Source organism: Spirosoma horti (genome assembly GCF_054776595.1).
Genome location: NZ_BAAHBQ010000003.1, coordinates 128,745 through 144,609, shown reverse-complemented (window position 1 = coordinate 144,609; position 15,865 = coordinate 128,745). Strand labels below are relative to the sequence as shown.

9 protein-coding genes are annotated in these 15,865 nt (G+C 50.5%); 1 reads left to right on the top strand and 8 read right to left on the bottom strand.

Features of this window, described 5'->3' with window-relative positions; translation table 11 throughout:
• Position 1 precedes the first annotated feature (1 nt).
• The 8 genes from ACYVAM_RS08535 to ACYVAM_RS08500 form a co-directional block, all read right to left on the bottom strand.
• Positions 2-340, bottom strand: a complete 339-nt coding sequence (locus tag ACYVAM_RS08535) for a PadR family transcriptional regulator (RefSeq protein WP_046575782.1) — start codon at positions 338-340, stop codon at positions 2-4.
• A gap of 194 nt (positions 341-534) precedes the next feature.
• A complete protein-coding gene (locus tag ACYVAM_RS08530) occupies positions 535-3,156 on the bottom strand; it encodes an ABC transporter permease (RefSeq protein WP_461065898.1) in 2,622 nt (873 codons plus the stop codon).
• Between the two features lie 2 nt (positions 3,157-3,158).
• A complete protein-coding gene (locus tag ACYVAM_RS08525) occupies positions 3,159-5,855 on the bottom strand; it encodes an ABC transporter permease (protein WP_461065896.1) in 2,697 nt (898 codons plus the stop codon).
• Entirely contained in the window at positions 5,852-6,178 is a 327-nt protein-coding gene (locus tag ACYVAM_RS08520) for a PadR family transcriptional regulator (RefSeq protein ID WP_461065894.1), read from the bottom strand. Before ACYVAM_RS08520 ends, ACYVAM_RS08525 begins: the two co-directional genes overlap by 4 nt.
• 189 nt (positions 6,179-6,367) lie before the next feature.
• Entirely contained in the window at positions 6,368-8,977 is a 2,610-nt protein-coding gene (locus tag ACYVAM_RS08515) for a permease prefix domain 2-containing transporter (protein ID WP_461065892.1), read from the bottom strand.
• Between the two features lie 7 nt (positions 8,978-8,984).
• Positions 8,985-11,594 (bottom strand): ABC transporter permease, encoded by a 2,610-nt coding sequence (locus ACYVAM_RS08510; protein WP_461065890.1) that lies wholly within the window; start codon positions 11,592-11,594, stop codon positions 8,985-8,987.
• Between the two features lie 76 nt (positions 11,595-11,670).
• The gene (locus ACYVAM_RS08505) at positions 11,671-14,316 is read right to left on the bottom strand and encodes a permease prefix domain 2-containing transporter (RefSeq protein ID WP_461065888.1); all 2,646 of its coding nucleotides are present in this window, start codon (positions 14,314-14,316) and stop codon (positions 11,671-11,673) included.
• The gene (locus ACYVAM_RS08500; protein WP_461065886.1) at positions 14,313-14,651 is read right to left on the bottom strand and encodes a PadR family transcriptional regulator; all 339 of its coding nucleotides are present in this window, start codon (positions 14,649-14,651) and stop codon (positions 14,313-14,315) included. The genes ACYVAM_RS08505 and ACYVAM_RS08500 overlap by 4 nt, the downstream gene beginning before the upstream one ends.
• Positions 14,652-14,911: 260 nt before the next feature.
• Here ACYVAM_RS08500 and ACYVAM_RS08495 point away from each other — a divergent pair, with 260 nt between their 5' ends.
• The gene (locus ACYVAM_RS08495) at positions 14,912-15,760 is read left to right on the top strand and encodes a sugar phosphate isomerase/epimerase family protein (RefSeq protein WP_461065884.1); all 849 of its coding nucleotides are present in this window, start codon (positions 14,912-14,914) and stop codon (positions 15,758-15,760) included.
• Positions 15,761-15,865 lie beyond the last annotated feature (105 nt).

Sequence of the window (15,865 nt, the reverse complement as noted above, 5' to 3'; positions counted from 1 at the left end):
ATCAGTTACCCATCAGTTGTAACGTTTGGGGAGGCAGAGCACCCCATAGTTCCTCCCGGATCTGCTTCACTTCCTGCAAGGCTCTCCGTCCGGTTGCCGTTACGGCAAAAAATCGTTTTCTACGACCACCACGCTCTGCCGTAGCCCCGCCCATGGTCGACGTCAGAAAGCCTTTTTCGGCCAGGCGTTGCAGCGTCGTATGAACCGTACTGAACCCAACGGAACGCCCCGTTTTTTGCTCAATCTCCTGGGTGATGGTAACGCCGTAAGCGCCTTCATCCAGCACCGCAACGGTGAGCAGAACAATCTCTTCAAACTCTCCCAAAAAGGCCCGTTTCATAGCAGGGAATTATTTTATACGATTCTGTCGATCAAATGCGGTGCCAACCTGAGAAAAGCCATCATACCGCACTCTAGACGCATTTTTGCCAAAATAGACAATTGGTCTGGTGTCCAATAGCGGACACAAAACGTACTGAAACGGACAAGGCCACCCGTGCGGGTGGCCTTGTCCGTTTCACATACATGAGGTTGTTATTCTGAACGCAGGCTCTTGACCGGATTCATCAGGGCGGCTTTGATACTCTGGAAGCTTACGGTTAGTAGCGCGATGCCCACTGCCAGCAGACCTGCTAACGCAAACATCCACCACGAAAGGTCAATTTTGTACATGAAGCTCTCCAGCCACTGATTCATGGCATACCAGGCTAGGGGAGAGGCAAGGACAATGGCGATCAGGACCAGTTTGAGGAAGTCTCTGGAAAGTAGGGCTACTACGCTGGTAACCGATGCGCCGAGCACCTTCCGAACCCCAATCTCTTTAGTCCGCTGTTCAGCCGTGAAGGCCGCTAAGCCAAACAGGCCCAGGCACGAAATAAAGATGGCCAGTATGGCAAAGTAAGTAGCCAGTTGACTGACGACCTGTTCGCTTCGGTACAGTTTAGCGTATTCCTGATCCGAGAACTGATAGGTGAAGGGGGTGAGTGGATTCAATTCTTTACATACTTTCTCCAGACTCGCAATGGCTTCCTGGGTCTTGCCCGCTTCGGCACGGACCAGAATGGTGCCCCACTGTGGACGTCTATCCAGTCGGATAATGAGCGGTTCGATGGCCTGCCGCATCGAATTAAAATGAAAATCTTTCAGGACACCAATGATGTGTCCCTTATTCCCACCCCAATCGAGAGGTTTGCCTATTGGGTTTTTATAACCGATTTTGGCCAGGGCCGTTTCGTTGATGAGGAAGCCGAGGGTATCCGTTCCAAAGTCTTTCGAGAAGTCGCGGCCATCCTTCAAGGTCAACTTCAGTGTCTTGACAAAATCATAACCAACGGCCGTATTGGCGAACGTTGTTCGCAGGTTAGGGTCTTTACCGGTCCATCCGATATCATCAACATGGTGGCCAAGTGCGGTCGGCGACTCCCGCATCCGGGAAACAGTCAGAATGCCGGGCAATCCACTGATTTCTTCTTTGAATAAATCGTACTTCTGCGGTAAATCGCCTTCAACCGGGATGTAGAGCAGGTTTTCGCGATTATAGCCCAGATTCTTCGTTTGGACGTAGTTCATCTGGCGGTAGATCACAATCGTACCGACAATCAGCATGATCGACAGCCCGAACTGAAAGACGACTAAACCCTGGCGGAAAAAGGCTGCTCCGGCGCTAAACCGCAGGCTCCCTTTTAGCACCCGAATCGGGTTCAGCGACGATAAGAAGAGGGCGGGATAACTGCCGGCCACGAAGCCCGTCAGCAGGAGTAACCCCAGTAACGTAGCCCAGAATGCCGGACTATTGATCGGAAGAGCCAGCATTTTGCCGGTAAGGGTATTGAAGGCGGGTAAAAGTAGGGCCACCACTACAACCGCAATGATGATCGAGAAGAACGTGAGCAGAACGGCCTCCCCCACAAACTGGCCCATCAGGGCCGAGCGACCTGCCCCGACTACTTTTCGAACGCCCACTTCTTTGGCCCGTTTGGCCGAGCGGGCCGTGGCCAGATTCATGAAATTGATACAGGCAATGAGCAGAATAAATACGGCGACGATGCTGAACAGGCGGACGTACTCGATCCGACCCCCGTCGAGATAGCCATCTTTGAAATTCGAATGTAGGTACTTTTCAGGATAGGGCTGCAGGCCAATTTCAACCAGGAGACCCTTCGTTTTAGGGACGTATCGGTATATGAAATCCTTGATTTTGGCATCCACGCGGGCCTGGTCAATGGGTTTGCCCATGCGTTCTGTCCGCAACTGTACATACGTCATCGGGTCCGTACTGGTCCAGGTTTTGGCCCAATCATTGTCTTTCTCGAAATCAGCCCACGTTCGCAGAAAATCAAACTGCTGCGATGAGTTGGCCGGTAGGTTCTCAAATACGGCTGTCACCAATAAATCGACTTTGTTCTCGGCACGAATCGACTGGCCAATTGCTTTTTCTGAACTCCCGAAAAAAGCTTCTGCCATTTTGCGGGAGATCGCAATGCCGCCCGGACTACGCAGCGCCGTTGCGGCTGTTCCCTGCAAAAAAGGATAACTGAACATGGTAAAGAAATCGGCTCCCGCAAACGTCCCTTCCATTTTAATGATCTTTTCTCCTACCGAAAATGTGGTGGGATAATTGGACTCCATAGCCGCAGCATACTGCACCTCAGGAATAGTCCGTTTGAGTTCGTCGGCCAGCAAGCCCTGAGTAAAGTAACTGGCGTAGACTTTTCCATCGAAATGCTGACGCTCATAGATCTGGTATAGGCTTTTACCATTTGCATGAAAGCTGTCTACGCTACGTTCGTCCTGCACCCATAGCATAATGAGCAGGCTGCATGCCATTCCCAGCGCAAGCCCCAGAAGGTTAATGGCCGAAAAGGCTTTGTTGCGAATCAGGTTGCGCCAGGCAACGGTGAAATAATTGCGTATCATGTCAGGATGGAGAAAGTAAGAACTTGGGTATTCGTTGGGTTGGCGTTTGATCATTGAGGGGCGCATCAGGCTCAGCACATCCCGCACATAGCGCCACCGCGCCCGGGGCAGCCCCACCACCTTGACCCGTTCCTGAAACAGCTCGTCGAGGTCGCCTTCCAGTTCGTCCAGCCGATGGGGAGCGCAGAACCAGTACAGCAGGCGCGTGGCCCAGCGGGGTGGATGCGGAGTTGGTGTCATGGTTATTCGGAGCGCAGGCTCTTGATGGGGTTCATCAGGGCCGCTTTGATTGATTGATAGCTGACCGTGAGCAGCGTTACCAGCAGCGCTCCGGCCCCGGATGCGGCAAAGACCCACCAGGCTAGTTCCGTTCGATATTCGTAATTGTGAAGCCAGTTACCAAGGATATAATACGCGATTGGCGTCGCTATGACGAACGCAATGACAACCAGAACCACAAAGTCTTTCGAGAGTAAACCCCACAGGTTGAGTACCGATGCGCCCAGCACCTTCCGAACGCCAATTTCTTTGGTTCTGGCTTCAGCCATGAAGGAGGACAAGCCAAATAAACCCAGGCAGGAAATGAAAATGGCAAGACCGGCAAAAACGGTCGTTAAGTTGCCAATGCGCTCTTCTGTGCCAAATTTATGGGCATATTCCTGATCGACAAACCGGTAGTCGAAGGGAGCCGATGGGATCATCTTCTTAAAAACCGATTCAATTTTTGGCATGGCTTCGGCCACGCTGACAGACGGGTTGATTCTAACGAAAATCCAGTTTACGTTGCTTGCATTGACATAAAACAGCGTGTTTTTTGCAGAATTATAGGGCGACTGCATCACCATGTCTTCAACTACACCAATAACGTGCAGCGTCTGACCATCCCAGCGGATTGTCTGGCCGATCGGCGAAGTGGTCGGTTTGCTGGCATTGGCCCGGTTTGTCGGGGGCAGGTTGTTCGAGTGCCCGGTTATGGATTGGCGATTGTTCAGCCCGAATAATTTGGCCGCCGACTGGTTCAAAACAACCCCCGACGAATCGGTTCCGAATGCTTTTGAGAAGTCACGTCCGTCGTTGAATTGCCAACCCATCGTCTTCCCGAAGTCGTAGGTAACCGCAACCGTTGCAAAGTCAACCCGTGTGTTCGGGTCTTTACCCGGCCAGTCGATAACATCGCTCGTTTGCCAGACATCTGTTACCGGCGTGGATGCTTCGGCCATGTCAGTAACCGCGCCGGTATTCCTGAGTTCGGTACGAAGCAAATCATATTTGCCGTAGAAGTCCGGCGTCTTCATGCGAATCTCCAGCAATCCATTTCGATTATAGCCAACCGGACGATTCTTCGCGAATTGAATCTGGTTGTAGACGATGAACGTGCCAATGATCAGCGAGACTGATACCACGAACTGCACGACAACCAGAACTTTGCGGGGAATTGCCGCAAATGGCCCCACATTGACACGTCCCTTTAACACTTTTATGGGTTGAAAACTGGATAAATACAAGGCTGGATAACTCCCGGCCAGCAACCCAGTCATACCCACAACCCCCAGGCCAATCAGCCAGGCAATCGGGTTAAGCCAGGGTATCGCCATCTGTTTGTCGGCCAGTTGATTGAACGAGCCCAGCGATGCCGTTACGAGCCCAATAGCCAGGCCAAAGGCCAGGAAAACAACCAGGAAAGACTCCGTGAAAAACTGACTCACCAGTTGCTGACGACGAGAACCAACGGCTTTGCGGATACCGACTTCCTTCGCTCGCTTTTCGCTTCGGGCGGTGCTCAGGTTCATAAAGTTAATGCAGGCCAGTAGCAGCACAAACAGACCCACAATGCCAAACAGCCAGACAAACTGGATAAGGCCTCCGGTATTGGCCCCGTTTTTAAACTCCGAATACAAATGCCATTTCGACATGGGGTGCAGGAAAAGTTCGGGCTTCAGGGATGCATCCGCTTTGGAATGAGCCAACCGGATATCTTTGATTTTAGCCGAAACGTGCCCGTAGTCAGCATTGGGCGACAATTGAACGAAGGTCTGAAATGAATTTTCGGACCAATTGTCGGTAGCCTTCTTCAGCCAGTTTTCCGACGATACCCACAAGTCGAAGGGGGCTATGAAGAGCAGGTCGTTGAATTGAGTCGCGTAAGGTATATCCGCATAAACGCCCGTTACGCTAGCGGTCAGTTTGTTGTCGATTTTAACAATTTTTCCCATCGGGTCAGCCTCGCCGAACAGCGCTTTGGCGGTTGATTCGGCCAACAGAATCGACGTTGGATTCTTTAGCCCGGCCCGAGTGCCCCGCAGCATGGTCAGCGACAGCAGATCAGGCGCTTCGGGCTGCATGTAAATACCACTTTTGCCTACCTTGGTCTCACCTGCAGACAGAATATGATTTTGGGTCCATGACGATACAACCACCCGGTCGAAATCACTCGAGTATGTCGTGCGTAGCTCCTGTGCTAATGGTATAGGCACCGATAATTGAGATTCAATGACGCCGTTGTAGGTCTGGTACTGCATGACCCGCGCCAGGCGGTCATAGTGCTGGAAGTATTTATTGAACGTTAGTTCATCCTGAATCCAGAGCCCAATGAGCATTGCTACGGCCATACCCGAGGCCAGCCCAAACATGTTGATGGATGAGTAAACCCGGTTTTTGGCCAGGTTGCGAAACGCGATTTTAAGATAATTCCGTAGCATGATACTGTTGGCTGGGTTTGGGTAATCGTTGGGTTGGCGTTTGATCATCGAGGGGCGCATCAGGCTCAGCACATCCCGCACATAGCGCCACCGCGCCCGGGGCAGCCCCACCACCTTGACCCGTTCCTGAAACAGCTCGTCGAGGTCGCCTTCCAGTTCGTCCAGCCGATGGGGGGCGCAGAACCAGCGCAGCAGGCGCGTGGCCCATCGAGGTGCATGCGATAGGGTGGACTTGTTCATGACCAGGCCGTTCGGGGAATAGCGTCCCACATTTGATTGCGCACCTGACGAATCTCCTCTAATGCCCGTCGGCCGTAGGCGGTCACCGAATAAAGTCGTTTCCGACGGCCACCCCGCTCCGGTGTTGCACCACCCATCTCTGACTTGACCAGGCCTTTCTCCTGAAGCCGGTTCAGCGCCGAATGCACCGCTCCCAGATTGACCGGCCGATTCATTTGCTGCTCGATTTCTGAGACGACTGCCGCCCCATAAGCATCGCCCGACTGGATAGCGACAGCCAATAAAACGATCTCTTCAAATTCGCCTAAGTACGTTCCTTTCATCCGAATTCATTAGTTGTGTATATGTATAACAAATGCCTCGCCAAATTAAAAAAAAGGCCACTCCTAAGCGGATTGGCCCTTTTTTGTAAATCAAGTGGAAGGATATTGTCCAGAACCGGACATTTCTTGTACGCTTCTGGACAATGAACGTATCCCTGAACGGCAGCTTTAGCTTCTGGAAATCCTAGGTTAGTCGGCACTTCGTAAGCTCTTCACCGGGTTCATCAACGCGGCCCGGATGCTCTGGTAGCTGACCGTAAGTATGGCAATGCCCGTTACCAATCCACCGGCGAGCGCAAAGACCCACCACGCAATGTCGATTTTATAGGCAAATCCTTGGAGCCATTTGTTCATCGCGTACCAGGCTAGGGGTGAAGCAATGACAATTGAAAGCAGAATCAGTTTGATGAAATCCTTTGACAGCAGGGTGACAATATTGGTGACGGATGCACCCATCACTTTACGAACACCAATTTCCTTTGTGCGAGCTTCGACCGAAAACGTCATTAATCCCAGCAGTCCCAGGCAGGCCACTAATAAGGTCAATGCCGTAAATCCGTTGAATAAGCGGGCCAGCCGCTCCTCTTTGGCATAGAGCTTGTCGTAAGCCTCATCCAGGAAATAGTAGTCGAACGGTGCTGATGGGCGATGGCTGTCGTAGGTTGCTTTCAGCTGAGCTAGTGCTTTGGGTACATCGGTTTGTGGCTTCAAGCGAACCAGCAGATATCCTCCATTGGCCATAATCGAATGACTTGTGTCACTCACCACGGAGAGCATCATGGGTGAAACTGGCCCATGTAAACTACCTACGTGAAAATCGGCTACTACACCGTTGGTTGGTTGCCCTTTAAATGGTGCAGGCTGTTGTAGTGGATTACCAACAATGTTCGCTTCTTTTATAACGGACTGATTGTAAATAGTTAACTCGTTCGTGACTGGGCGTGACTCCCAACCAACCGGAGCGTACTGCCATCGAACGCCCATCATACCGAAAAAAGCTTTGTCTACGGTCAGGGCGTTGACCATAAGTTGTTTTTTGCCTTTCACGGTCTCCATAAAATAGGTCATGACGTTGTTCGAAAACAACTTAGTGTTCGTGACGGCTACATTACCATCTCCCGCCCATTGCTGTACAGCATCGCGAAGGGCTGTAAATTGAGGGGCCATTTCGCCGTCGATGTACATCGATACAACCTGCTCCCGGTTGATGCCCAGGTTCTTCGTCCGCAGAAAACGCATTTGGGTATAAAGCACCACGCTGCAAATCAACAGCCCAATACTTGCCGTAAATTGGACCGTGGTGAAAACCTGTCGCAAACCGGCACCACCATATCGCACATTGTTAGCTCCTTTCAAAACCACTGCGGGCCGAAATCCCGATAGGAGCAGCGCTGGGTAGGCACCGGCCAGCAGTGAACAAGCCAGCCATAATACTAGTATCAGTCCCCAGTAGGGGCCCTGCGACAAAACTCGATTGTCCATAGCCAAATTCAGGGCCTGGTTGGCCCATGGAAATAAGGCCTGAAGCAATGCCAGTGAGAGAATAAATGCCAGCGTAGTTACCAGAAACGATTCAAGAAAAAATTGACTAATGAGTTCACGTCGCTGCCCACCGATGGCCTTGCGAATACCAACTTCTTTCGCTCGTTTGGTGGCGCGGGCAGTAGTTAGGCTAACGTAATTGATAATGGCTAAAGCCAGAATAATCAGCGCAATCGTGAGAAGAATATATAAAGACTGCTGGGTATCTTTCGGAGCGCTCCGACTGTTTAAATGCAATGACGGTAGGGCTTCAAGGAAGAATTTTGCCGACATATCGACGAACTTTATGCCCGCCTGTACTTTCTGTAATTTTTTTTCAACCGCCTGTATGCTTGATCCAGGATGCAGGACGACGAAAGTACTCAAAAATCCAGCTGACTTAAATACATTCTGCTGTTGTGCCCCCAGCGTTGGCATCGAACTTAACGAAACCAATGCATTAAACCCAATGACCGAATTTGTCGGTAAATCAGTAAGCACAGCTGAAACGGTGAGTGGAAAATGTTTGTCAAAAAGAAGGGTTTTTCCGACTGGGTTTTGATTGCCAAAATATTTTTCTGCCAGTTGGCGAGTCAGCACGATACGGCCTGGTTCGCTAAGGGCAGTTTTTGCATCGCCCTGAAGTAATGTAAATCCCATTACGGGCAGTATAGAAGCATCAGCGTAGCCAATGTTCACTTCTTTGAACCGGTGATTTTGGTCAGACTGTAAGACAACATCCCCAAACCCATTCGAAAACCGAATAACCTGTTCTACTTCCGGAATTTGCTGTTTTATCTCAGGGCCAAACGATTCGTGCAGCCCTGGGAATGTAACTTCCTGGCCGCCATAGTTAGCCACCGACATAATACGGTAGGTTCGCTCCGCAAACGGCTCGAACCGGTCGTAGTGGAACTCATGCCAGACATACAGTGCAATGAATGTACTGACTGCCAAACCAACCGTTAGCCCAACAATATTTAATAGATTGAACAGTTGATTTTTCCAGAGTTGGCGAAAGGCAATGGCGAAATAAGTAGATAGCATAGCTGAGTTCATTAAACGAATTGAGGGATATTCACTCGGTTTACGCTTCATCGCGAATGGTTTTAAAAACCCCAGCACATCCCACCAGTAGCGCCATCGCGCCCGTCGGTGGCCTATCCGCTGAACCTGATACGCGAACTCTTCGTGCAGATCGCCCTGCACCTCTTCCAGCCGGTGAGGAGCGCAGACGAATTGAAGCAGGCGGTCGGCGAAACGAGGGGGTATATGCATGGCTGGTCTATTCACTTCGTAAACTCTTGACCGGATTCATCAACGCGGCCCGGATGCTCTGGTAGCTGACCGTGAGCAGAGCAATTGCCAGGGCCAGGAGACCCGATAGGGCAAAGACCCACCACTGAATGTCAATTCGGTAAGCGAAATCCTGTAACCACCGATTCATGGTATACCAGGCCGCGGGAACGGCGATCAGAATAGCGATCAGAACCAGTTTAACAAAATCTTTGGCCAATAATTGAATAATGCCGATTATGCTGGCTCCCAGTACCTTCCGGACGCCGATTTCGCGGGTACGTACCTGAGCCGTATATGTGGCCAGACCAAATAAACCCAGGCAGGAAATGAGAATGGCAATGGTCGAAAAAATATTGAACAATAATCCTGACTGCTGCTCCGATTTATACAGGTTATTGAATGAGTCGTTCAGGAACGTGTAGTCGAACGGATAATCTGTATTGTATTGCTTCCATGAACGTTGGGCGGCTGCAACAGCCTGACTGGCGCCATTGCCCGTTGTTTTGACGTAAATTGCCTGCATCTGCTCGGGGGCATAGAAGAAGATAGCTGGCTCTATTTTCTGCCGCATCGAGGCAAAGTGAAAATCTTTGACAACGCCGACGATCGTTCCTTTGTGATTCCACAATCTGAATGGTTTCCCAATCGGGTCTTTAATGCGGGCCGTTTTTACGGCGGTTTCATTTAAAATAAAATGCAGCGAATCGGCAACGGCACCGGTAAAATTAGCCCCTTGTGACAAGTTTATCTTGAAGAACGGAATAAAGTCCTTGTCGATGGCTACCGGCCACACAAACATGGTTTCACCCTGCTCTTTCCCATCCCATTCATTATCGCCGGTCTGCCCGCCCAGACTCACAATGTTCGAACTGGCCCGGGTAACGGCGTCTACGCCGGGCTGGTTCAACAGTTGTGCTTTTACCGCGTCGTAATGCTGGCTCATGTCCCGCATGAAGAAACCAAATACATGTGTTTTGTCATAGCCCAGCTCCTTCGAACGGATGTATTCCAATTGATTACTGATAATGAATGTTCCCGCAATCAGGATGACAGACACGGTAAACTGGACGACAACCAGTACTTTTCGGAAACTGGCCTCATTGAGCCGGGAGGACACTTTTCCTTTGAGCGCTTTGAGTGGTTCGAATGAAGAAAGCAATATGGCCGGATAAATGCTCGATGCGGCCAGCGTTCCGGTGATGGTCAGGCCAATCAACTGCCAGATGTGATAGTCGGAAAAGTCAAGGATAAGCCGCTTGCCTGAAAGCTGGTTGTAGAAGGGGAGCAGCCCATAGATAAGGCCAATGGCCAGAACGGCAGCGAAGGAAAAGAGCAGCGTGGTTTCAATCAGGAACTGGACGAAAAGTTGACCACGGGCCGCGCCAACGATCTTCCGCATGCTGATTTCTTTGGAGCGTAGCAACGAACGGGCCGTCGATAGATTTACGTAATTGATGCAGGCTATGGCCAGGATAAGCAAAGCAATAATGGAAAACATCCGGACCGTTTCAATGCCCCCTTCCGATCCATCCGCTTTGTAGAGGTGCATCTCGGCCAGAGGCTGAAGCAGGTAGGTGAGGTCGGTATCGTCGGGTTTATTACGGAGGTGAATCGTGCGTAACTTATTGGCCAGACTACTAAGGGAAGCACCCGGCTGGAGCAGCAGATAGGTGGTATAATTAAACTGACTAAAGTCGTTATCCTGAGTTCGACCATCTGACCTGTTTTGATACATACCCTCAAACAGCAACGGAAGAGGAAGGACCATGTCGGCCTGAATACTGGAATTCTTGGGGAAGTCCGCCGTAATGCCGCTTACCTTAAAGGCATTATTCTTCCCGACGACGAGGACTTTACCGAGTGGGTTTTCGTTGCCAAAATAGCGTTTGGCCGTGCTTTCTGTCAGCACAATCGAGTGATTATCCGGGAAAGGTTTTGCCGGGTTCCCCTGCGTGAGGGCGAAGTCGAACACGGAGAACAAGCTCGGGTCGGCGAACAGGGTGTGTTCCTCATTGATGGTTTTATTCTTGTATTTAAACAGCGTGTAGGTGCCATTGTAGGATAACCGAACGCCGTCTTTTATCTCTGGCAGTTCTTTCTTGCCAAGCTCGGCTATCGGAGCAACGGTTGATGTCCAGATTTGACGGCTGTTTCCGGTGCCAGCCCAGTTTTCGAGCCGGTATATAGTGGTCGCCTGATGGTGAAACCGGTCGAAGCTTAATTCATCTTGTACCCAGAGTAAAATGAGAATGCCCACGGCTAACCCAGCGGTCAGGCCCGTCATGTTGATCAGCGAATAGAATCGGTTGTTCAATAGGCTGCGCCAGGCGATTTTTAGGTAGTTACGTAGCATAACAGGACTTAGTAAGAAGATGGTTAATGTTTCTTTTTCTTGACGCCCGATGGCCAATGACCTTCCAGGCCGGGGTTTTATAAATCCCAATACATCCCACCAATACCGCCAGCGGGCTCGCCGTTGGCCAACGCGCTCGACTTGCCAGATAAACTCTTCATGCAAGTCGCCCTGCACTTCCTCCAGCTGGTGAGGAGCGCAGAAGAAGCGGAGCAGGCGGTCAGCTAGGCGGGGTGGTTGCATACTGGGTAATGAGTAATGAATATGAAGGTCAGAGATCCTGTGTCGGTCAAGTGGGTATATTATTCATTTACTTTACTCATTCCGACCGAAGGGAGTTAACTGGGTTCATTAAAGCGGTTTTGATGCTTTGGAAGCTAATCGTCAGAACAGCAACTGCGATTGCCAAGAGGCCGGTTAGAATGAACATCCACCACTCAATAGCTATCGAATACGCAAAGTCCTGTAACCATTTCGTCATGGCCCACCAGGCTAGGGGAAAGGCAAGAATGGTAGCAAGGAATACCAGGCGAAGGAAGTCGGTGGAAAGTAGTACGATTATTCCGGCCACCGTAGCTCCCAGCACCTTTCGAATGCCAACTTCTTTTGTGCGAACCTGAGCCGCATAGGCCGATAAGCCAAACAACCCCAGACACGAAATGAACATAGCGAAGATGGCAAATACATTCAGCACATTACCTACTCGTTTTTCGGAATCATACAGGCGGGCCATTTTTTCATCCAGAAATGTATAGCTGAACAGGCTACCGGGCGATAGGCGAGCCAGCGTAGATTGGGCGAATTGTAAAGTTTCGGCCAGCTTGTTTTCGCTAATTTTTAGTAAAAAGTAATTGGCCTGTCCTGGATGCTGGACGATAACCAGGGGATCTACGGTGGTGTGTAGGGAGGCAAAATGGAAATCGTTGACAATGCCTACTATCTCGCCCGTGTCTCCTAAGGATACCGCTTTTTGTCCAATGGGATTGTCCAATTTGAGAGCTTTGGCTGCCGCTTCGTTCAGAATAAGGGGAAAGTGAGCACCATCCGTTTTCTTAACGAAATTTCGACCTGCTTTCATCCCGATCTTTAGTACTGGGAGCGTATTTTCGTCGACCCACATAAATCGAAATTGAGTTGCATCGTCAGGTTTCCCCAGCAGCGTGAGCATATCGGTACCGAATCGGTCACCCGGTAAGGTAGAAATGCGGGCTACATTCGTAATGGCTGAATTTTTCTGAAGCTCCTGCTGAATTGTGTTTGCTTTCTCCCACATGTCACGCCCGTACAGCTTTACGGCCACCACCTGATCCTGATCGAAGCCCAGGTCCTTTGTCTGGAAAAACTTCATTTGCCGGTATACGACAATCGTGCTGAAGATCATGAATACCGAAACACTGAACTGAAACACAATCAGACCTTTTCGAACCAGTGTAACTGAGGAAAACTGGCTTTTCTTGCCTTTTAGGGCGTTAACTGGATCGAAATTAGAAATGAATAAGGCTGGGTAAAAACCGGCAATCAGGCTGATTAGCCCAATCAGTAGTACCAGTAGTACTACATTCGATGCGGTGAACAATTGGCCAAAGCGAAGCGTCTTGGCGGCCAGTTCATTATAAAAAGGAATGGCCAGCCGGAATAAACCAAAGGCTACCAAAGCGGCTACCAGCGTCAGTATGAATGATTCCCCCAGAAACTGTCTGATGAGTTGGCCTCTGCGGGCACCTAATGCCTTTCGAACGCCCACTTCTTTCATCCGATTAAAGGCCTGAGCTGTGGCCATATTGATGAAATTCACCGAGGCTAACAGCAGGATAAACAAGGCCGCTATGGAAAAAACGTAGACGTACGTAATGTCACTGTTCAGCCCCATTTCCTTCTCCAGCTTCGAGTGCAGGTGAATGTCCGTAATGGGTTGAATAGGCGTTCTTCGGGTTGCCAGGATTTCTTTTCTAGTTTCGCCTGTAACCTCGTAGAATTTTACCATGAAGTCCGGAATTCGCGCTTCTACATCCGCACGTGAGGCACCGTTGTTCAGTACGACGTAATTATAAAAGCCCGCCCAATCTCTTCTCACCAGCCCACTTTTGTCGGTAGCGTTATAATAGGTGGCCATGGAAATCAGGTAATCGAACTGTAAATGCGTGGGGAACGAATAGGGTTTTATGACACCCGTCACGGTCAATAGACGTTTGTCCAGATCATCCTGAATCCGTTTGCCCAGTGGGTCTTCGTTGCCGAAGTATTTTTGTGCCATTGCTTCGGTGAGCACAATGGCGTCGATCTGTTTAAGGGCTGTTTGTGGGTCACCTTTCACAAACGAAAGGTCGAATACATCCACCACCGTCGAATCGGCATAATACCCGCTTTTCTCCTCGAACAGCTTTGGCACTCCACCGGATGATACATAGCTGAACACCCGATCTGGATAAGGTCGATGAAATCGGGCCACGGTTTGGATCGCCGGAATGGCCTTTTGCATTTCTACGCCCAAAATGGGTGACGTTGCTGCCCACTGCCGGCTTTTCTTGTCAATATTTTCCGACGTAATTCTGAAAATTCGGTCTGCTTTTGAAAACCCTTTATCATAGTTCAGTTCGTCCCGCACATGAAGAATCATCAACAGGCTACAGGCCAGTCCTAAGGCTAGTCCGGTTATGGTAAGGGTACTGTTTAATTTGTAGCGGAGTACGTTTCGCCAGGCAATGGTAAAATAGTTGCTTAACATAGCAGTAGTGGTGGGGTTCTGATCCTTTTTTGACTTTCGTTTGACCGCAAACGGTCTGACAAATCCCAATACATCCCACCAATACCGCCAGCGGGCTCGCCGTTGACCAACGCGCTCGACTTGCCAAATAAACTCTTCATGCAAGTCGCCCTGCACTTCCTCCAGCTGGTGAGGAGCGCAGAAGAAGCGGAGCAGGCGGTCAGCCAGGCGGGGTGGGCGAGGACTGCTGGACGATGTCATAAGCTGATGACCGGACTGAGTGGGTCGGGCATCCGGGTCCATAAATTCGACCGAACTTCCTGTATCTCCTGCAGCGTCCGTCGGCCATAGGCCGTGACCGTAAAGAGCCGTTTCCGACGGCCCCCGCGCTCAGCCGTGGGTTCGCCCATTTCGGACTTCACCATGCCTTTGTCTTCCAGGCGCTGTAAGGCCGCGTGAATCTGATTCAGGCGAACCGAGCGACCGGTCTGCTCGATGATTTCGTGCGTGAGCGCTACGCCATAGGCTTGTCCTTCCATCACGGCAACCGTTAAAAGAACAATCTCCTCAAACTCGCCCAGATAGCTTCGTTTCATGGCAATCAATTAGTTCTATTTTTGCTGATCAAATGCCTTGCCAGAACCAATGAAGTACTTCTAAACGCCAGGAAGTAGGTTTTTTTGACTTGTGTATGTTGTAAATGTCCGATTCTGGACATCGGCTCGTCCTGAACCGGACGCTGGCAATTGAGTTTACAGTCTTTCCCTAAAAACATCTTTGGCGGTAGACGACACATACGGGTGGGTAAAGTTGATACTGCCGGCTCTTTAGTTCAGGAACATATCATTCCTTTTCCATGACATACCCAATAAAATCGCTGATCTGCGGGGCGCTTCTGACGCTGATTGCGTTCCCGTCGCTGGCTCAGAAAGGGCCGGAAGACAAAGCTGGCTGGAAACTAGGGTCTCAAGCCTATTCGTTTCGCCTGTTTCCCTTCACAGAAGCCCTGCGAAAGATTGATAGTTGTGGACTTAAATACGTTGAGGCCTACCCAGGACAGGTCATTGGGGGCGGTTTGGAGGGGAAGATGGACTTCAACATGAGTGCCACGACCCGGCAGGCGGTCAAAAAACTGATCAAAGACCGAGGCCTTACGGTCGTCGCGTATGGTGTCGTCAGTCCAAAAACGGATGAGGATTGGAAGAACGTATTCGAATTTGCCAAAGACATGGGTATCCTGAACATCAACTCGGAGCCTACGCCGGAGCAAATGCCATTGGTGCGAAAACTGGCCGACCAGTACAAAATCAACGTTGCGCTCCACAATCACCCCAAACCATCACGGTACTGGCATCCCGACACGGTACTGGCAGCCATTGGCGGCAGTAAATACGTTGGCTCCTGCTCTGACATTGGCCATTGGGTTCGCTCGGGCCTCGATCCGGTCGAATGCCTGAAAAAGCTGAACGGCCATGTACTGGGCATGCACTTCAAAGACGTGAAAAAAGATACTCCTGATGGGAAATACCACGACGTTGTGTGGGGTACGGGTGACTGCAAAGTAGAGCAGGTTATTGCCGAACTAAAACGCCAGCGCTTCAAAGGACCGATCTCGGCTGAATATGAATACCACTGGGAAAACAACGGCCCCGAAATTGCCGAAAGCGTTAAGAATTTCCGGGAGATTTATAATCGGGTAAAGTAGAGACCGGTCCGCCGGTGCGGCATATTTGCGTCTCCCATGCGTCAGCCTCTCACATGCGTCAGCAATAAGCCCAGAAACCATACATCCGAATTGCTGACGCATAGG